General features: G+C 71.8%; 14 protein-coding genes and 1 riboswitch. Of the genes, 6 read left to right on the top strand and 8 right to left on the bottom strand.

Features of this window, described 5'->3' with window-relative positions:
* The first annotated feature begins 17 nt into the window (after positions 1–17).
* Positions 18–539 (top strand): ATP-binding protein, encoded by a 522-nt coding sequence (locus AB0P03_RS28245; protein WP_363585896.1) that lies wholly within the window; start codon positions 18–20, stop codon positions 537–539.
* A 379-nt stretch (positions 540–918) separates the two neighbouring features.
* On the opposite strand, the gene AB0P03_RS28250 is transcribed toward AB0P03_RS28245, so the two are convergent.
* The gene (locus AB0P03_RS28250) at positions 919–1,182 is read right to left on the bottom strand and encodes a DUF397 domain-containing protein (protein ID WP_363585895.1); all 264 of its coding nucleotides are present in this window, start codon (positions 1,180–1,182) and stop codon (positions 919–921) included.
* Positions 1,183–1,741: 559 nt separating this feature from the next.
* On the opposite strand from AB0P03_RS28250, the gene AB0P03_RS28255 reads away from it, so the two are divergent.
* Both AB0P03_RS28255 and AB0P03_RS28260 read left to right on the top strand, forming a co-directional pair.
* Positions 1,742–2,719, top strand: coding sequence for a hypothetical protein (locus AB0P03_RS28255; RefSeq protein ID WP_363631498.1), 978 nt, complete (start codon positions 1,742–1,744; stop codon positions 2,717–2,719).
* A gap of 434 nt (positions 2,720–3,153) precedes the next feature.
* Positions 3,154–3,314: riboswitch (cyclic di-AMP (ydaO/yuaA leader) on the top strand.
* Positions 3,301–4,695 (top strand): transglycosylase family protein, encoded by a 1,395-nt coding sequence (locus AB0P03_RS28260; protein ID WP_363631499.1) that lies wholly within the window; start codon positions 3,301–3,303, stop codon positions 4,693–4,695. It overlaps the preceding riboswitch by 14 nt.
* A 109-nt stretch (positions 4,696–4,804) precedes the next feature.
* On the opposite strand, the gene AB0P03_RS28265 is transcribed toward AB0P03_RS28260, so the two are convergent.
* The 5 genes from AB0P03_RS28265 to AB0P03_RS28285 all read right to left on the bottom strand — a co-directional run bounded on the left by AB0P03_RS28265 (position 4,805) and on the right by AB0P03_RS28285 (position 10,940).
* The gene (locus tag AB0P03_RS28265) at positions 4,805–5,824 is read right to left on the bottom strand and encodes a LacI family DNA-binding transcriptional regulator (RefSeq protein ID WP_208869121.1); all 1,020 of its coding nucleotides are present in this window, start codon (positions 5,822–5,824) and stop codon (positions 4,805–4,807) included.
* A 25-nt stretch (positions 5,825–5,849) separates the two neighbouring features.
* On the bottom strand, positions 5,850–7,568 hold the full coding sequence (locus AB0P03_RS28270) for a glycoside hydrolase family 13 protein (RefSeq protein ID WP_363585892.1): 1,719 nt from the start codon (positions 7,566–7,568) through the stop codon (positions 5,850–5,852).
* A 37-nt stretch (positions 7,569–7,605) separates the two neighbouring features.
* The gene (locus tag AB0P03_RS28275; RefSeq protein ID WP_363585891.1) at positions 7,606–8,511 is read right to left on the bottom strand and encodes a carbohydrate ABC transporter permease; all 906 of its coding nucleotides are present in this window, start codon (positions 8,509–8,511) and stop codon (positions 7,606–7,608) included.
* A 40-nt stretch (positions 8,512–8,551) separates the two neighbouring features.
* The gene (locus AB0P03_RS28280) at positions 8,552–9,553 is read right to left on the bottom strand and encodes a sugar ABC transporter permease (RefSeq protein ID WP_363585890.1); all 1,002 of its coding nucleotides are present in this window, start codon (positions 9,551–9,553) and stop codon (positions 8,552–8,554) included.
* Positions 9,554–9,662: 109 nt separating this feature from the next.
* Entirely contained in the window at positions 9,663–10,940 is a 1,278-nt protein-coding gene (locus AB0P03_RS28285) for an extracellular solute-binding protein (RefSeq protein WP_063350123.1), read from the bottom strand.
* Positions 10,941–11,249: 309 nt separating this feature from the next.
* Here AB0P03_RS28285 and AB0P03_RS28290 point away from each other — a divergent pair, with 309 nt between their 5' ends.
* Positions 11,250–11,891 (top strand): GNAT family N-acetyltransferase, encoded by a 642-nt coding sequence (locus AB0P03_RS28290; RefSeq protein ID WP_363585889.1) that lies wholly within the window; start codon positions 11,250–11,252, stop codon positions 11,889–11,891.
* Here the strand turns inward: AB0P03_RS28290 and AB0P03_RS28295 are convergent.
* Together AB0P03_RS28295 and AB0P03_RS28300 are read right to left on the bottom strand one after the other, a co-directional pair.
* The gene (locus AB0P03_RS28295; RefSeq protein ID WP_363631500.1) at positions 11,884–12,948 is read right to left on the bottom strand and encodes an aldose epimerase family protein; all 1,065 of its coding nucleotides are present in this window, start codon (positions 12,946–12,948) and stop codon (positions 11,884–11,886) included. The genes AB0P03_RS28290 and AB0P03_RS28295 overlap by 8 nt on opposite strands.
* Before the next feature lie 181 nt (positions 12,949–13,129).
* Positions 13,130–16,141, bottom strand: coding sequence for an AAA family ATPase (locus AB0P03_RS28300; RefSeq protein ID WP_363585887.1), 3,012 nt, complete (start codon positions 16,139–16,141; stop codon positions 13,130–13,132).
* A 323-nt stretch (positions 16,142–16,464) separates the two neighbouring features.
* On the opposite strand from AB0P03_RS28300, the gene AB0P03_RS28305 reads away from it, so the two are divergent.
* Together AB0P03_RS28305 and AB0P03_RS28310 are read left to right on the top strand one after the other, a co-directional pair.
* Entirely contained in the window at positions 16,465–17,412 is a 948-nt protein-coding gene (locus AB0P03_RS28305; RefSeq protein ID WP_363631502.1) for a terpene cyclase, read from the top strand.
* Between the two features lie 269 nt (positions 17,413–17,681).
* Positions 17,682–19,205, top strand: coding sequence for an aldehyde dehydrogenase family protein (locus tag AB0P03_RS28310; RefSeq protein ID WP_363631503.1), 1,524 nt, complete (start codon positions 17,682–17,684; stop codon positions 19,203–19,205).
* Positions 19,206–19,297 lie beyond the last annotated feature (92 nt).

Here is a 19,297-nt window from a genome sequence, read left to right on the forward strand (position 1 = left end):
TATGGGAGGAGCTCTTCATGAGCACCGGTACGGCTTTGGCGGTTGACCCCCATGTGGTCACCTGTACGCTCGCTCCTCGCTTCGAAGCCGTCAGAACCGCGCGCGACTTCGCCAGAACCTCTCTTCAGCGCTGGGGCCTGATGGAGCTGTTCGACGACGTCGCGCTGGTGGCCTCGGAGCTGGTGACCAACGCACTGCGGCATGCGATCGGCGCACGGCCCGACCCTGCGGGTGGCGTCCAGGGCGAGTACGACTTTCCCATACAGCCGACCCCTGAGGGCCGGCTGCCGATCCGAATAAGCCTGGTCCACCGCTCCCCCCAGGTGGTCTGCGCGGTGAGCGACCCGAGCTGCATCGGCCCGGTCGCCCGGGAGGCGGACTTCGTCGCCGAGTCCGGCCGCGGACTGCACCTGGTGGAGTCCTTCAGCCGCTCCTGGGGTTGGCACCCGCTGGGCAGCGGCAAGGTGGTCTGGGCCCTGTTCGAGGCGGAGCCGGCCACCGGTTCCGAACTCGGTGGACGGCACCGGCGCTCGGCCTAGCGCCAGGCGGCGCGCGGCCGGCCGAGGGAGGCCCCGGGAGGACCGCACCCCGGGCTCCGCGGAGCGGATCGGCGGGCCTGGCACAGGTGCGCCACGGGCTCCGGCCCAGCCCTCAGGGCGATTTCCACGACGATTCCCGGGCCTGTCTCCCGGACGAGCCGGCCGGACCGACGGCCGGGCACCCCGGCGGCCCGACTCCCGTCCACGTCCGGGCCCCCAGCCGTGCGCGGGACCACCCGCCACACCTGCGCGCGGTCGGCCGCGAGAACGGCCGCCACGAGAGCGCCCGTCATGTGGCCCCGGACCGGCCCCGGACAAGACAAAGGCCGTCGCGGTGTCAGCACCCACGACGGCCCCCCGATGGCAGGACGGCGGCCGGTCAGACCGCCAGGTGGTCGAACTCCCCGTCCTTGGCCCCCAGCAGCAGGGCGGCGATCTCGGCCCGGGTGTAGATGAGCGCCGGACCTTCCGGGAAGCGCGAGTTGCGCATCGCCACATCGCCCCCCGGCAGGGCCGCGAACTCGACGCAGTTCCCCTGGGAGTTGCTGTGCAGGCTCTTCTGCCAGACAACCCCCTTGAGGTCGGCGGCCGCCATCCCGTTGTAGGTGTCGTACGAGCCGTACGTGTCCTGCGAGTCGTGCATAGAAATCTCCCGAAGAGCTCCGGAGTGGTCGTCCAGCGCGGCGCTCCCGGCACCCGCCGAACGAACGGACCGGCCCCGTACCGGCCCGGCACAACGCCTCACTTGACGCGATGATAGCTGCTGTGCACGTGCATCAGCACGGGACATTGCAGGTGCACGAGGCCTTTCACCGGCAGTTCTGAACTCTTCACGGACCCTTCTCCTGACGGTACGTAAACGGACATAGCCGAGTGAATCGCCAGATTCTCGATAACCGGCCGTGAGCGATTCCCCGCTGAATGTTGATCTTCAGACGCCCGGAGTCGCGCCTTCGTGACCCTCCGTCAGGCGACCTCCTGGCTGTGAGACATCTCACGCGCCACAGAAGCAACTCGACGCCCCGTCGGACACGTCAGGGCAACCAGCGGTGATCGCTCGAAGGCTGGGTGAGATATGTCCGGATTGCGGGCAAACCGCCCGGACGGACACGACGGGAGCGCGGCGCACCCGCCATGACCACGTGAAACTCGAACGGCAGCCGAATGCAGGCCTGACGGGCCGATGTCCTACGATCTCCGGCATGAGCACCGCAGCCATCCCGGGCGCGCCACTGCCCGTCCGCACTCCAGGCTCCCGTGCGCGGGGGCGCCACCGTCGCCCCGAGCGCCCCGAGATCCCGGCCGGATCCCCGGCCCTGGTGCTCGCCGTGCCCGCGACCGCCGGGCCCGAGTCCCGCTCGGTCGTCGAGGAGCTGCTGTCGATCGTCCGCAGCGAGCAGGGCGACATCCAGACCGCCGTCGGCTACCTCCCGGGCGAAGCCGCCCAGGGCGCCGACAGCGACGACCGCACCGTCGCCGAACTGCTGGCCATGGCCGCCGAGGCCGGCCTGCCCGCGCCGGTCCTGGTGCCGCTGGTACCCGGCCCGCACGGATTCCTGACCGAACTCCACGCCCTCGCCGCCGAGTACGGAGCCCCCGTCACCGACGTGCTCGGCCCGCACCCGCTGCTCGCCGAGGCCGTGCACGTGCGCCTGTCCGAGGCCGGCCTGGCGCGTGCCGACCGGGCCCGGCTGTTCGCCATCGCGACCGCCGCGGACGGCGTCGTGCTGACCACCGTCGGCGGCGAGGAGGCCGCTGCCGCTGCCGGCATCACCGGTGTCCTGCTGGCGGCCCGGCTGGCCGTCCCGGTCGTGCCCGCCGCGCTCGACGTGCCGGGCTCGGTCGCCGCGGCCGTCAACCACCTCAAGGAGACCGGCTCCCAGCGCCCGGCGCTGGCCCCGCTGGTGATCGGGCCGGAGGCCGACTCCGAGCTGCTCGCCACGGCCGCCGAGGAGACCGGCTGCCCGTCCGCGGCGCCGCTGGGCGCCTACCCGACGGTCGGCCAGCTGATCGCCTCCACCTACCTGGCCGCGCTGCCGGCGCCCTCCCCCGAGGCCCTGGCGCGGGCCGAGGCCGAGGCGGCGGAGGCCGCCGAGGGCACCCACGCCGACCACTCCGGCCGGGGTGGTCGCGCCGCTCACGCCGCTCACGCCGCCGCCGAGGAGTCGGCCGGCCAGTAGTAGCGGTCACCGTACGTGTGAAGGGCCCGGAACGGCTACGTTCCGGGCCCTTCCCGCTTGTCCCGTAAGGGAGTTAAAGGACGAATGGGTGTGATGTCCGTTCTATCCGTATTTGTTCACCATCGCTCGACGCATCCCCCGATGACCACAGTGCGGACACGCCGCCCTCCCGACGGGCGGGCCCCCGGGCGACCCGACCCACCGTCACCTGCCTCCTGAAGCGCAGACAGTTGCGCGCACCCTTCGCGGGGTTGCCGGAAATCGGTCATTTCCGATCGCGACAAGCGAGGGGAACGACCGTTCTCGCCAAACCGTGATGCGCGTCACAGGTGTTTGCAGTTTGAACTTAAGTCTGCTTAACGTGCTCCCCGTTCGTGGCCACACGAACCCAGTTCATCCGCGACGCCGAGTCCTGCCGTCGGATGTCCTGGCAGCGCGAAAACGCACCACGGCAGGAGCGGGGGACCCACAGGTAAGTCGCCCCGGACCGTTCCCCGGAACGATCCAGGGCTAGGGGTGAAGCCGCGCCCACAGCGCGGCCGGGCAACTCCAGCCCGAATCCGACAGCTCACCTCGCAGGCGTGGGAGAGGACTGCGTCTTCATGCTGCCCACCAACGGCACCCGTCTGTCCAGTCGTACCCGACGCGTGATCGCCGCCGTCGGCGTCGCGGGCGTCGGCCTCACCATCCCCTGCCTCACCTCCGGCACGGCCTCCGCCGCCTCCGTCGCCACCTGGGACAAGGTCGCCCAGTGCGAGAGCACCGGCAACTGGAGCATCAACACCGGCAACGGCTTCTACGGCGGACTGCAGTTCACCTCCAGCACCTGGGCCGCCTTCGGCGGCACCGCCTACGCCCCCCAGGCCAACCAGGCCACCAAGGACCAGCAGATCGCCGTCGCCGAGAAGGTCCTCGCCTCGCAGGGCCCCGGCGCCTGGCCGGTGTGCTCGGTCCAGGCCGGCCTGACCAAGGGCGGCACCCCGGCCGCCGTCGACACCTCGGCCGGCTCGACCACCGGCTCGGCTGCCGGTTCGACCGCCACCAAGCCCGCCGCGAAGCCGGCCGCCCCGGCCGCCAAGCCCGCGCAGACCCAGACCCCGGCCCCGGCCGCGAAGCCCGCCAAGCCGGCCGCACCGGCCCAGGACCAGGCGCAGGCCCCCGCCGACTCCACCAACGGCACCTCGGCCCAGAAGGGCCAGAGCCAGGCCCGGAACAGCGCCCAGCCCCAGGCCGACGACTACACCGTCGCCTCCGGCGACTGGCTGTCCTCGATCGCCGACAAGCACAACCTCCAGGGCGGCTGGCAGCGGCTGTACGAACTCAACCGCGGCACCCTGACCGAGGGCCCGGACTCCATCTACCCGGGCCAGCGCCTCTCGTTCAAGGACGGCGGCCAGGCCCAGCAGTCGGCTCAGGCCGACCGGTCCGGCTCCGGCTCGTCGGCCACGTCCGGCTCGGACTTCACCTGGTTCGACCGCTCGCAGAAGTCCGGCCAGACCTCCAACGGCGCTGTCGCGAGCGCCAAGCCGGCCGCCCAGCCCCAGGCCCCGGCCACCAAGCCGGCCTCCAAGCCGGCCGCCCAGGCTCAGACCCCGGCTCAGACCCCGGCCGCCACCGGCAGCATGGCCGCCGCGGTCTCCTTCGCCCAGTCGAAGGTCGGCCAGGCGTACGTCTACGGCGGTACCGGCAACGGCGGCTGGGACTGCTCCGGCCTGACCCAGGCCGCGCTGCGCGCCGCGGGCGTCTCCGTCCCGCGCGTCGCCGCCGACCAGGCCGCCGCCAGCACCCGCGTCTCGCTGGACAGCCTGCAGGCGGGCGACCTGCTGTTCTGGTCCAACAACGGCCAGAACTCCGGCGTCTACCACGTCGCGATCTACATCGGCGGCGGCCAGTACGTCGAGGCCGCCAACCCGAGCTCGGGCGTGCGCCTGCAGACCGTCGCCAATTGGGCGCCGGACTTCGCCGGCCGGGTCTGAGCACGACCGACGGGTGACAGCCGACAACTGACGGCTGACCCGGCACCCGGGCGGCACACAACGGGCCCCGGAGAGCAACTGCTCTCCGGGGCCCGTCCGTTGACCGTCCTCAGCGCGCGCAGGCCCCCGTGGACCCGCGCATGACCAGCTCCGGCTGGAACATGAACTCCCCGCGCTGGACCGCGTTTCCGCCGACCTCCTCCAGCAGCGCGTCCACCGCCGCGGTCGCCATCGCCTCGACCGGCTGGCGGATCGTGGTCAGCGGCGGCTCGGTGAAGGCGATCAGCGGCGAGTCGTCGAAGCCGACCACCGAGACGTCGTGCGGCACCGACAGCCCACGCTGCCGCACCGCCCGGATCGCCCCGAGCGCCATCATGTCGCTGCCGCAGACGATCGCCGTGCAGCCCTTGTCCAGCAGCGCGCCGGCCGCCGCGTGCCCGCCCTCCACGCTGAACAGCGTGTGGTGGACGAGTTCCTCGGCCTCCTCCTGGCTCCGTCCCAGCACCTCGCGCATCGCCGCCGTGAAGCCCTCGATCTTGCGCAGCACCGGCACGTACCGCCGCTGCCCGACCGCCAGCCCGATCCGCTCGTGCCCGAGTTCGGCCAGGTGCTGGACGGCCATCCACATCGCGGCCCGGTCGTCCGGCGAGATGAACGGCGCGTCGATCCGCTCGCTGTAGCCGTTGATCAGCACGAACGGCACCCCTCGCCCGGTCAGCCGGGCGTAGCGGTCGTGGTCGGCGGTGGAGTCGGCGTGCAGCCCGGAGACGAAGACGATGCCCGCCACGCCCCGGTCGACCAGCATCTCGACCAGTTCGTCCTCGGTGGACCCGCCCGGTGTCTGGGTGCACAGCACCGGGGTGTACCCGTGCCGGCTGAGCACCTGCTCGATCACCTGGGCCAGTGCGGGGAAGATCGGGTTGCTCAGCTCCGGCGTGATCAGCCCGATCAGGCCGGCGCTGCGCTGGCGCAGTCGGGTCGGCCGCTCGTAGCCGAGCACGTCGAGCGCCGCCAGCACGGTCTGCCGGGTGGCGGCGGAGACGTTCGCCTTGCCGTTGAGTACGCGGGAGACGGTGGCTTCGCTGACCCCCGCCTGCGCCGCGATGTCTGAGAGTCGCGCCGTAGTCACGGTCCCAGAGCCTATTGCAACCACGTCAGACCGCCCACCAGCCGGTGCTGTCCGGCGCGAGCACCGTCTCGCCGCCGTCGACCACCAGCTCCACCGAGGAGAGCAGCAGCTTTCCGGGCGCCGCTATCCGGACCGGCTCGTCCGTGGCGTTGACGGTGCAGACGAAGGAGCCGCGGCGGAACGTCAGGGTCCCCTCGGGGCCCTCCAGCCACTCCACGGCCGTCCCGGCGCCGAGGTCGTCCTGGGAACGGCGGACGGCGAGCGCGCTGCGGTACAGCTCCAGGGTGGACGCCGGGTCGCCGGTCTGCGCCTCGACGCTCAGCGCGGCCCACTCGGCCGGCTGCGGCAGCCAGGACGGCCCGCCGGCGACCGGGCCGAAGCCGTACGGGGCCTCGGTGCCGGACCACGGGATCGGGACGCGGCAGCCGTCGCGGTAGCCGTCCTGCCCGGCCTTGCGGAAGAACGACGGGTCCTGGCGGACCTCGTCCGGCAGGTCGGTGACGTCCGGCAGACCGAGTTCCTCGCCCTGGTAGATGTACGCGGAGCCGGGCAGCGCGAGCATCAGCAGGGTGGCGGCGCGGGCGCGGCGCAGGCCGAGCTCGCGGTCGCCGGGCGTGCGGATCTGGGTGCCGAGGCCGGGCGGGTTGGCGAAGCGGGTGGCGTGCCGGGTGACGTCGTGGTTGGACAGCACCCAGGTGGTCGGGGCGTCGACCGGGCGCATCGAGTCGAGCGAGACGTCGATCACCTCGCGCAGCGCGGCGGCGTCCCAACCGGTGCCCAGGTACTGGAAGTTGAAGGCCTGGTGCAGCTCATCGGGGCGCACGTAGTTGGCGGTGCGCTGGACGGTCGGGGTCCAGGCCTCGGCGACGCCGATCCGCTGGCCCGGGTACTCGTCGAGGATCTTGCGCCAGCTGCGGTAGATCTCGTGCACGCCGTCCTGGTCGAAGAACGGCATGACGTCGTTGCCGAGCAGCTTGAGCTGGTCCGAGCCGCCGAGGTCGGGCAGGCCGGGGGCCTTCACCAGGCCGTGGGCGACGTCGATGCGGAAGCCGTCGACACCCATGTCGAGCCAGAACCGCAGGATCGAGCGGAACTCGTCGGCGACGGCCCGGTTCTCCCAGTTGAAGTCGGGCTGCTCGGGGGCGAACAGGTGCAGGTACCAGTCGCCGGGGGTGCCGTCCGGGTTCTCGCTGCGCGTCCAGGCCGGGCCGCCGAAGATGGACTCCCAGTCGTTGGGCGGCAGTTCGCCGTTCTCGCCCTTGCCGGGGCGGAAGTGGTACCGCTCGCGCAGCGGGGACTCGGGGCCCTCGCGCAGGGCGCGCTGGAACCACTCGTGCTGGTCCGAGGAGTGGTTCGGGACGAGGTCGACGATGATCCGCAGCCCCAACTGGTGGGCGTCCCGGATGAGCGCGTCGGCGTCCAGCAGGCTGCCGAACATCGGGTCCACGGCGCGGTAGTCGGCGACGTCGTAGCCCGCGTCCGCCTGCGGCGAGGCGTAGAACGGCGACAGCCAGACCGCGTCCACGCCGAGGTCGCGCAGGTACGGCAGGCGGCTGCGGATGCCGGGCAGGTCACCCATGCCGTCGCCGTTGGAGTCGGCGAAGCTGCGCGGGTACACCTGGTAGATGACCGCGTCCCGCCACCAGCCTCTGGACGCGCCGCCAGTCGCAGGAGCCGGGGTGACCGCCTCGTGGGCGGCGGCGTCGGCGGCAGGCCGGGAGGTGTCGGCCAGGTTCTGGGTCATGGACGGTATCCCTTGGGGACTAGAGGAGCGAGGAGCGTTACGACTTGGAGGCACCGGCGGTCAGACCGGTGACCAGGTGGCGCTGCACCAGGTAGAAGAAGGCTGCCGACGGGATCGCGATCAGCACGGCGGTCGCGGCCATCAGGTTCCACTGGGCGTCGTGCTCGCTGACGAAGGTCTGCAGGCCCACGGCCAGCGTGTACTTGTCGGAGCTGAGCATGAAGGTGGAGGCGAACGGCACCTCGGCCCAGTACGTGAGGAAGGAGTAGAAGGCGGCCACCGCCAGGCCCGGGCGGGCGAGCGGCAGCACCAGCCGCCAGAAGGTGCCGAACGGGCTGAGCCCGTCGACCCGGCCGGCCTCGTCGATCTCCACCGGGATGGTGTCGAAGTAGCCCTTCAGCAGCCACGCGCAGTACGGCACGGTGGTGGTCGAGTAGACCAGGATCAGGCCCAGGTAGCTGTCCAGCAGGCCGAGGTCGGAGAGCATCGTGTACATCGGCACGATCAGCACCGCGATCGGGAACATCTGGGTGACCAGCAGCGACCACATCAGCGGCCGGTGGCCAGGGAAGCGCATCCGGGAGACGGCGTAGCCGGTGGTGGCGGCGACCAGGACGCCGAACACGGTGGTGACGCCGGAGACCAGCAGGGCGTTGCCGAACCAGGTGAAGAAGTCCGTGTCGAACAGCACGTGGTGGTAGTTCGACAGCGTGAGCTTGTCGAGGATCGCGCCGGGGTGGAGGTAGTCGGTCTTGTCCGGGCCGAGCGAGACGAAGAGGATCCACGCCACCGGGAACAGCGCGATCAGGCCGGCCACGATCAGGGTGCCGTGGGACAGCGCCCTGGCCAGCAGGCTGCTCTCACCGCGCCGGCGGACCTTGGCCGGCCGGGCGGCCGGGGCCACGGTCGTCGCGGGGGTGGGGAGTTCGGTGGTGGTGCTCATCGGGGGTACCTGCCTTCGTGGGTCAACTGGGTCCGGGGCCTCAGCCGTTGGCCTGCTCGTTGCGGGCGAGCCAGCGCCGGTAGAAGGCGGTGAAGACGATCAGGATGGACAGCAGGATCACGCCGTAGGCGGCGGACTGCGCGTAGTCCCGGGGGATCTGGCCGAAGCCGAGCCGGTAGGCCCAGGTGACCAGCAGTTGGGCGTCGGGCGCACCGGTGCCGAAGAGCAGGAAGATGACGTTGAACTGGTTGAACGTCCAGATCACGCCGAGCAGGACGACGGTGGAGGAGACGGCCCGCAGCCCGGGCAGGGTGACGTACCGGAAGCGCTGCCACGGCGTGGCGCCGTCCATCTCGGCGGCCTCGTACAGCTCGGCCGGGATCGACTGCAGGCCGCCGAGCAGCGAGATCATCATGAACGGCACGCCGGCCCAGGTGTTGACCAGGATCGCGGCGGACTTCTGCGCCCACGGGTCGGTGAGCCAACCGGGTTCGGGCAGGTGGAGGAAGGAGAGCATGCTGTTGACGACACCGCCGTCGGACAGCATCAGTCGCCAGGAGAAGACGGTGACGAAGGTCGGCACGGCCCAGGGCAGGATGAGCAGCATCCGGTAGACGGCGCGGCCGCGCAGCTTCTTGTTGAGCAGCAGGGCGAGGCCCAGGCCGAGGGTGTAGTGCAGGAGGACGCAGATGGCCGTCCAGGCGATGGTCCAGACGAAGTGGGACCAGAAGCGGTCGTACGAGCCGGGGCCCCACAGGATGTCGGCGTAGTTGTGGAAGCCGACGAAGTTGTAGCTGGCCGGGATCTCGTTGACGCCGATCTTGCGGGCGACGTTGAGGCTGTTGGCGTCGGTCAGGGTGAGCCAGAGGCCCTGGACCAGCGGGTAGAGCACCAGCGCACCGAGGACCAGCACCACGGGGGCGATCATCGCGTAGGCGTACCAGTGCTTGGCGTAGGAGCGCTTGACGCGTTCCAGCAGGCCCGGACGCTGCTCGCGCTCCGGGCTGCCCTTGCCGGTGGCGCCCTGCACGGCGACTGACATCGATTGACACCTTCTCGGGGGGAAGTCTCGGGGAGAGCGGGTCCGGCCGCCGGGCCCGCCGGGTGGCCGCCGCCGCGAGAGCGGCGGCGGCCCGGACGGCCGACGGCGACTACTTGGCGAAGCCCGGCAGCAGCTTGGCGTAGTCGGTGGCGACGGTGTTCAGCGCGTCCTGGGTGCCGGTGCCCTGGACGGCCTTGCCCAGGTTGGTGCCGAGCGAGGAGAACAGCGAGCTGTACTCGGGCAGTTCGGGGCGCGGCTTGGCGCTGCCGAGGACGGCCTGGAAGCCGGCGATGCCGGGGTCGGCCTTGACGTCGGCGGTGAAGGCGTCGGAGCGGGTCGGCAGGGTGGAGTTCTTCTGCGCGATGAACGCCTGGCTCTCCGCCGAGGTCATGAAGGCGGCGAACTTCTCGGCGGCGGCCTTGTGGGCCTGGTCGGCACCGGCGTAGACGGAGATGTTGTGCCCGCCGGTGGGCGCACCGGACTTGCCGCTGGAGCCCGCCGGGACGGGCGCGATGCCGAGGTTGTTCTTGTCGGCGAACGCGGCGCCCTTGTAGATGTTGGTGATCTCCCACGGGCCCTGGACGATGGCCGCGACCTTGCCGTTGTTGAAGGCGTCCATCATGTGCGCGTAGGCGTCGGTGGTGACGTCGGCCTTGGCCATGCCGGGCGCGGTGAACATCGTCTTGTAGGTCTCGATGGCCTTGACGGCCTCCGGCGAGGTGACGGTGATCTTCTTGCCGGCGGCGTCGACGGTGTCGGTGCCCTCGCCGAACAGGAACGGCATCGCGTAGTAGCCGTCCGCGGCCTTCAGCCAGAAGCCGTCGACACCGGCCTTGTCCTTGAGCGCGGCGGCGTCGGTCTTCAGCTCGTCCCAGGTCTTGGGGGCGTCGGTGATGCCGGCCTTGGCGAACAGCTCCTTGTTGTAGAGCAGGCCCAGGGTGTCGGTGACCAGCGGCACGCCGTACAGCTTGCCGTCGAACTTGGCCTGCTGGATCAGGCTGGGCTGGAAGGCGGAGGTGTCGGCGACGGCCGGGGTGCCGTCGAGCGGCTCCAGGTAGCCGGCCTTGGCGAAGGCGGCGGTCCAGCCGACCTCGGAGCGGAACACGTCCGGAGCACCCTTGGCCCCCATGGCGGTCTGGAGCTTGTTCTGCGCCTGGTCGAACGGGACGTTGACGAAGTCGACCTTGACGTTCGGGTTGGCGGCCTCGAACTTCTTGACCAGCTCCTGGTAGTTCGGCGCCTCGTTGGTGGCGTTCGAGGTGTCCCAGTAGGTGAGGGTGACCGGCCCGTCGGCCTTGCCGTTTGAGCTGGAGCCGCTGCTGCCACAGGCAGCCATCGAGACCGCGAGGGCCACAACGAGGGCAGAGGCCGCGATGCCACGCCGCATGAGAACTCCTTGGGAGGGTGGGGGTGCCCGAGATCTTCGGAGACAGGCGCATAATGGCTGCCTCGTGCCGACTGCACCGTTGCTGCCGTCGGGCTCGGAAGGAAGTTAACAGCGGTGCAATAGCGACGGAAAGTCCTTGCAGCAAGTTTCTGCAAGAAACGGCGATCGTTACGCCCACGTGTCCTGGACGTAGCCGCACGGTAGTTGACAGTGCGACCAAATGTCCGGGTTCACCCGTTTCGATCCGGTACCGGATGGCCGAGAGCACCACCATCCCTGGCCGAAAACCGCTTGCAGCAGACTGAACGCATGCGTATCAGAGCCGCCATGAGGGACGAACTACCGCTGCTGTGCGAACTGGAGCGGGCCGCCGGGGCCCCCTTCGCCGCGATCGGCATGCCGGAGATCGCCGACGACGAACCACCGGCCCCGCACGAGCTGGCCCACTACCTGGACGCGGGCGTCGCCCTGGTCGCCGTCCCCGACGCGACCGACCTGCCCCACGGGACCGACCTGCCCGACGCGGCCGACCTGCCCCACGGGACCGACCTGCCCCAGCAGCCCGGTCCCGGTCCGATCGCCGGCTACCTGCTCGCCGAGCCGGTGGACGGCGCCCTGCACATCGAACAGGTGTCGGTCCACCCCGACCACGCCCGCCGGGGCATCGGCCGGGCACTGATCGAACACCTCGCGGCCGGCACCGACGCCCCCGCGCTCACCCTCACCACTTTCGCCGACGTCCCCTGGAACGCCCCCTACTACGCCCGCTGCGGCTTCCGCCCGCTCGCCGACCACGAGCTCACCCCGGGCCTGCGGGAGATCCGCCGCAAGGAGGCCGAGCACGGTCTCGACCGCTGGCCCCGGCTCTGCATGCGCCGGGACCTCGCACGGGACCCCCGGCAGGACCCCCAGCGGGACCTCACCCCGGACGCGCCCGGAGCGCTCAGCTGACGCCCAGCCGCAGCACGGTCGTCGAGCGGAACTCCTCCCCCGGCCGCAGCACGGTGCTCGGGAACGCCGGGTGGTTCGGGGAGTCCGGGAAGTGCTGGGTCTCCAGCGCGATCCCGGCGAACGGCCCGTACGGGACGCCGCTCGCGCCGGTGACCGCGCCCTGGAACTTGTTGGCCGTGTAGACCTGGACGCCCGGCTCGGTGGTCAGCACCTCCAGGGTGCGCCCGCTGACCGGGTCCTCCAGCAGCGCCGCCCGGGCCGGGCCGCCGTCGGCCGGCCGGGCCCGGAGCACCCAGTTGTGGTCGTAGCCGCCGGGCCCGGCCAGCTGCGGGTGGTCGTCGTGCACCGACTTGCCGATCGGCGTGGCCACCGTGAAGTCGAACGGCGTGCCGGCCACCGGTTCGGTCCGCCCGTACGGGATCTGCCGCTCGTCGGCCGGGGTGTAGGCGTCGGCGTCGAGGGTGAGCAGGTGGCCGAGGACGTCGCCGTTCCCTTCACCCGCAAGGTTGAAGTACGCGTGGTTGGTCAGGTTGACCACGGTCGGCTTGCTGGTGGCGGCGCGGTAGGCGATCACCAGCTCGCCGGCCGGGTCCAGGGTGTAGGAGACGGTGACGTCCAGCGCACCGGGGAAGCCCTGGTCGCCGTCCGGGCTGTGCAGCCGCAGCCGCACCCCGCCCTCGATCCCGTCGGCCTCCCAGATCCGCTGCGCGAAGCCGTCCGGCCCGCCGTGGATGGTGATACCGCCGCCGGTCGGGGCGAGCGGGTGCTCCTCGCCGTCGATGGTGATCCTGGAGCCGTCGATCCGGTTGGCGTACCGGCCGACCACGGTGCCGTAGTGCCGGGCCGGGCCGAGGATCTGCGTCAGCTGGTCGGTGGAGAGCAGCAGTTGGGCGGGGCGCCCGGCGCGGTCCGGGCCGGTGAGGGTGTGCAGGGTGGCGCCGAGGGTGAGCACGCTCGCCTCGTACGGGCCGGCGGAGAGCGTCCAGCGCTCGATCGCGGCGCCCGCGCCCGAGGGGTCGAGGGGTTCGTGCCGCACGCTGGTGGCCTCGCTCGCCATGGCCTGCTCCTCACTGGCGGTCGCGGGTGCCGTGACCGCCCCGGTTCCGGGTCCGTCCAGGGGGTCGCCGCGGCGACCCCCACGTCTGCGTCAGCCTAGCGACGGCGACCGCCCCGGGAGCGCTCCCGTGCCTCCGCGCGCCGCCCGGGCGCCCGCCGCCCACGCGCCCGGGCCGCCACGGCTACTCCTCCTCGGGCTCCGCCCCCGGCCGGGTGGCCCCGCGCGGCTGCGTCGGCAGCCCAAGGGCGGAGGCCAGGCCGTCCGGCCCGCTGCCCGCCTTGCGGTAGACCGCGGCCAGTCGACGGTTGACCAGGCTGAGGTGCACGCCGAGCTCGTCGGCGATGCGCTGCGGCGGCACGCCCTGCACCGCGAGGTTGGCGACCTCCCACTCGGGCTGGCTGAGCGTCTCCCGGAAGTCGCGCAGCCCCAGCCGGTTGGGCCGCAGGCCGTAGTTGGCCAGCTCCCGCCGCGCCTGGTCGACCAGCCCCTCGGCCGAGCAGTGCTGGGCCAGTTCAATGCCCTGGTACAGGTACTCCTGCGCGTCCTCCAGCCGCCCGACCCGGCGCAGCGCGGCGCCGAGGTCGACCAGCGCGACGGCGTGCTCGTACCCGGCCGGCGACTGGCCGAGGTACATCACGGCCTGCTCCAGCAGTTCGACCGCCTGCTGGCCGTCCTCGATCTGGGCGTTCAGCCGCAGCGCGGTGCCGATCGCCGAGGCGGTGCCGAAGGTACGGGCGTCCTGGACGGCCTTGTGGGCGTACTCGCGGGCCCGGTCGGGCTCGTCGGCCGCGATCGCGATGGCGAGGTGGCCGGCCCAGGGCGCCCATACGGTGTTGTGCCAGCCGCGGGCCTCCAGTTGGGCGCCGGCCTCGGTGAGTGCGGCGGCCGCCCCGGCGTAGCGCTTCTTGGCGATCAGCAGCTTGCCGTACAGCGAGGGCGCGTCGGGCAGCACCATCGCGGTCGCGTGGTACGGCGGGTGGAAGCCGAACTTGACGGCGAGTTCCCAGGCCTCCTCGGTCCGGCCGCGGGCGAGCAGGGTGTCCACCAGGACGCCGACGGCGTCCCAGGCGAGCGGCAGCTTGGGGCCGATCCGCTCGGACAGTCGCAGCGCGCGGCGCAGGAAGTCCTCGGCCTCGGCGAGCAGGCCGCGGCGGAAGCGGGCGAGGCCCATCAGGAAGTACGCGAAGCCCCGGTGGGCACCGCTCCACCCGGCGACCTCGAACTGGATGATGGCGTCCGCGAACAGCCGCTCGGCCTGGGCGATGCGGTCGTTGTAGGTGTAGGTGAGGCCGAGCATGGAGGGCAGTTCGAAGCCCCAGGTGCTGTTGGTCCAGCCGAGTCCCTTGGGCAGTCGGCCTGCGTCGAGGACCGAGTCGGCGTAGGTCAGAGCCTCGGCGGAGGGGGCGCCGCGCAGGGTGAGGTCCCAGGCGCGCATCGCGAGGACGGCCCGGTCGGCGGCGTCGCGGGTGCTGAGGCCGTCGCACATGAGGCCGAGCCGGGTGGAGCGGCCGGGCCCGTCGTCCTCGGACTTGCGGAAGGCGTGCCACATGAACGAGGCGGCCTGGAGCCGGAGTCGGCCGGCCGGGTCGGCGGTCTGCTCGGCCTCGTCCTGGCAGACCACCGCGGCCTGGCGCAGTTCGCCGCTGTGTGCGAGCACCTCGGAGAGCCGGAAGGTGGCGTCGACCCGCAGTTCGGGGCGCAGCGGCCCCTCGTCGGGGTCGAGGGCGAGCTTGAGCTGGTTGACGGTGGCGACGGGGTCGGTGAGCAGCGCGGAGCAGCCCAGTTCGTACAGCACCTCGGCGCGGATGTCGTCGGCCGGGGGTTCGTTGAGGGCTCGGTGCAGGCAGCGCTGGGCGGCTTCGGGGGCGCCGATCAGCAGGTGTTCGACGGCGGCCCGGCGCAGTTTGCGGACGGTCTTGTCGTCGCCCTCGCCGGAGAAGGTCTCGACGAGGTGGCGGGAGGCGGCGAGCAGGCCGAGTCCGGCGTTCTCGATCTCGGCGGCGGCGACGCCGTGCATGCCGGTGCGGGTGGCCTCCGGCATGGTGTTGTAGATCGAGCTGCCGATCAGCGGGTGGACGAACTCCAGGTTGCCGTTGGGGGTCTGGGTGAGCACGCGCTGCTTGCGCAGCTGCTTGATGGCGTCGCGGGCGCCCTCGGTGGTCTGGGCGCAGATCCGGGTGGCGAGGTCGACCCGGATGTCGGTGCCGAGCATCGCGCAGGCCCAGGCGAAGCGCAGGGTGCCGGAGCCGAGCCGGTCGATCCAGCTCTTGAGGGTCATTCCGGTGGCGTCGACGGCGAGTTCGCGCAGTTGTTGGGAGTTCTCCTCGACCGGTTCGAGGTCCTGGTCGCGGACCTGGTCGAGCAGGGCGACGGCTTCGAAGGGGTTGCCGTTGACGACGTTCCAGAACTCGTAGCAGAAGGCGTCCTCGGCCTTGTCGCCGAGTTCGGCGCGGATCATGTCGGTGACGGAGACCAGCGAGAGCCGGTTGAGCTCGTGCTTGCTGGTGGCGAGGCCGAGGACGGCCTTGCGGTGCTGCTGGATCTCGGTCGGCCAGTCGTTCTCGTCCTCGCGGAAGGCGAAGACGAGCAGGACGGGCAGTTCGCGGGAGCGGACGGCGAACTGGGTGAGCCAGGAGAGCGACTCGTGGTCGCCCCAGTGCAGGTCGTCGACGATCATGACCAGCGGGGCCCGGCGCGGCGCGAGTTGGGTGAGGACGTAGTCGAGGCCGTCGCGCACGCCCTGGGGGTCGAGGCGGCGGGCGCCGGCCTTGGGCCGCTTGAGGCCCATGGCCGGTCCGACGACCTCCTCCCAGGTGCCCATGACCTGGCGGAACTCGTCGGGCTCCAGGCTGGTGAGGAGGGGTTGGAGGAGCTGGCGCAGCACGTGGTAGGGCTCGTTGAACTGGCGTTCGCCGCCGCGGGCGAACAACACGGTGGCGCGGTCGCGGAGTTTGGCGACCCGTCGGACCTCGTGCAGCAGGCTGGTCTTGCCGATGCCGGGGCGGCCGGAGAAGGCGAGCAGTTCGCCGATCTCGGTGCCGCCGGCCGCGAATTCGCAGCAGAGTTTGTCGACGGCCGTTTCGACGGAGCGCAGTTCGGCGTCGCGGTCGCGCAGCCTGACCCTCGGCGAGGTGCTGTCGCCGTCCCGGCCGGAACCTGATCCCGTCCGAAGTTCGTTGTCCTGCTCGGTCACCGTCGTGCCTCCGCCTCGCCACTCGCGTCACAGCCCGTGTCGCTGCTCGCATCACTGCCCGTGGAGCCGAGGTTAGCGCTGCGTGGCACTCACTGTGGGGCATTCGCGCAGGCTGGGGCGGACGGTGAGGGTTCGGACGCCTTGCCAAGGGCAATTGCCCTATACCCCTAACGTCCGATCATTACATCAGATACCCTACGGCCCGCGAGGCGAAGATGATCTTTCGCTACCACCCTCTCCCCGGAAGCCTCGCCGCGTCAACTCCCCCCACACCGAGCGTTCGAACCACTAGTGCCCCCACCCTTCGCCGCACCGGGAGTCCGATGTCTGACGACACCTCACTTCAGATTCCGTTCCCGCACCGCCGCAGCCCGCACGGCCCGCAGGCCACCGCACTGCACCGTGACTGGCTGGTCCGCCACCCGCTGCTCCCCGACGTCGACCACCCCGGGTACGCCCACTGGGAGGTGGTCGACCTCGCCGCCCTCGGCTACCCCGACACCAGCCCGGACGAACTCTCCCTCGCCGCCGACCTGATGGGCTTCTACTTCCTCTTCGACGACCAGTTCGACGGCCCGCTCGGCCGCCGCCCGACGGAGGTCGCCCCCATCTGCGAGCGGCTGATCGCCGTCCTGCACGGCGCCCGCCCCGACCAGGACTCGCCGGTCGAGACCGCCTTCGCCGACCTCTGGGACCGCAGCGTGCGCGGCATGCCCGCCCGTTGGCAGGCCCGCGCCGCGTACAACTGGGAGTGGTACCTGGCCAGTCACCCCGCCGAGGCCGCCGGCCGCATCTCCACCCGGCCACCCGACCGCGACGGCTACCTGGTGCTCAGACGAGGCACCGCGGCGATGGAGACCATCTTCGACATGGTCGAACGCCTCGGCCAGTTCGAGGTCCCCGCCGCCGTCCTGCACCACCCGGTGCTGCGTCAACTGCGCCAGCTGGCCGCCGACATCCCCTCGCTCAGCAACGACGTCCGGTCGTTCCCGCTGGAGGCCCCGCGCGGCGACGTCAACAACCTGGTGATGATCGTCCAACGCGAGCGCCGCTGCTCGGCCGAGGAGGCCTGCGCGGTGGTGCTGGAGGAGGCGCAGCTGATGGTCGAGCGCTGCCGGGACCTGCACGGCCGACTGCCGGACGTCTACCGGGAGTTGGGCCTCTCCCGAGTCGAACGGACGATCGCCCAGCGGTACGCGGACGGGCTGGTCACCTGGCTCGCCGGCTACCTGTACTGGGAGTCCCGCACCGGCCGCTACCACGCGGTCTGACACCGTCCCGATCGGAGCGCGGAGACACGGTGCGCGCCCCCGCGCGACGGCCGGAACGCGCACCCTCCGTACGGGCCGGGCGCACGGACCGTAGCCGCGCCCCGCGCCGGGCGGCTATCGTGCTCGACGGCGGACGCCCCGGCGGGCCTCCGCCCCGAATTGCGTGTCCGCACCCTCCCGCCGGGCCGCCCCGCGCCGGGCGCGGCCCGGCGCGCCGCCCCCGCCACCCGGTCCGGGCGGCGCCCGACGTCGCGAGGAGACACCAGAGCATGACGGTCTACCAGCCCCCCGGCACGCCCGGCAGCATCGTCGCCTACCGCTCCCGGTACGAGCACTGGATCGGCGGCGGCTGGACCCCGCCGGCGCGCGGCGAGTACTTCGGCGACCCGACCCCGGTCACCGGCGAGGTGTTCACCGAAGTCGCCCGCGGCACCGCCGAGGACATCGAGGCCGCGCTGGACGCGGCCCACGCCGCCGCCCCCGGCTGGGGCCGCACCCCGCCCGCCGAGCGGGCCCAGGTGCTGCTGCGGATCGCCGACCGGATGGAGGCGAACCTGGAGCGGCTGGCCGTCGCGGAGAGCTGGGAGAACGGCAAGCCGGTGCGCGAGACGCTGGCCGCCGACCTCCCGCTCGCGGTCGACCACCTGCGCTACTTCGCGGGCGCGCTGCGCACCCAGGAGGGCGGCCTGTCCCAGCTGGACGAGGACACCGTGGCGTACCACTTCCACGAGCCGCTGGGCGTGGTCGGCCAGATCATCCCGTGGAACTTCCCGATCCTGATGGCGGTCTGGAAGCTCGCCCCGGCGCTCGCGGCCGGCAACGCGGTGGTGCTCAAGCCCGCCGAGCAGACCCCGGCCTCGGTGCTGCTGTGGGCCGAGCTGACCGCCGACCTGCTGCCGCCCGGCGTGGTCAACATCGTCACCGGCTTCGGCGAGGAGGCCGGCGCCCCGCTGGCCTCCAGCAACCGCATCCGCAAGATCGCCTTCACCGGCGAGACCACCACCGGCCGGCTGATCGCCCGCTACGCCAGCGACAACCTGATCCCGGTCTCGCTGGAACTCGGCGGCAAGAGCCCCAACCTGTTCTTCGCGGACGTCGCCGACGCCTCGGACGCCTTCTACGACAAGGCGGTCGAGGGCTTCGCGATGTTCGCCCTCAACCAGGGCGAGGTGTGCACCTGCCCCAGCCGGGCGCTGATCCAGTCCTCGGTCTACGAGCGGCTGCTCGCCGACGGTCTGGAGCGGGTGCGCGCGATGCGCCAGGGCGACCCGCTGGACACCGAGACCCAGGTCGGCGCGCAGGCCAGCGCCGAACAGCTGAAGAAGGTCCTCTCCTACTTCGAGATCGGCCAGGCCGAGGGCGCCAAGCTGCTGGCCGGCGGCGAGCGGGCCGACCTCGGCGGCGCCCTGGCCGGCGGGTACTACGTGGCGCCGACGGTGTTCGAGGGCGTCAACAGCATGCGGGTCTTCCAGGAGGAGATCTTCGGCCCGGTCGTCTCGGTCACCCGCTTCGAGGACTTCGCCGAGGCGATCAGCCTCGCCAACGACACCCAGTACGGGCTCGGCGCGGGCGTCTGGACCCGCGACCTCAACACCGCCCACCGCGCCGGGCGCGCCATCCAGGCCGGCCGGGTGTGGACCAACTGCTTCCACGCCTACCCCGCCCACGCGGCCTTCGGCGGCTACAAGAACTCCGGCATCGGCCGGGAGAACCACAAGGCACTGCTGGAGCACTACCAGCAGACCAAGAACCTGCTGGTCAGCTACTCCCCGGACGCGGTCGGCCTCTTCTAGGCCACGGCCTTCACGAAACACGGAGCGGGAGACCGGTCCCGGCCTCCCGCTCCGCCGCCACTCCCCGTGGCCGCACCGCGAACGCCCGCTGG

Origin of the sequence: Kitasatospora sp. NPDC088779, from assembly GCF_040685395.1 — a bacterium.
Taxonomy (GTDB): Bacteria; Actinomycetota; Actinomycetes; order Streptomycetales; family Streptomycetaceae; genus Kitasatospora.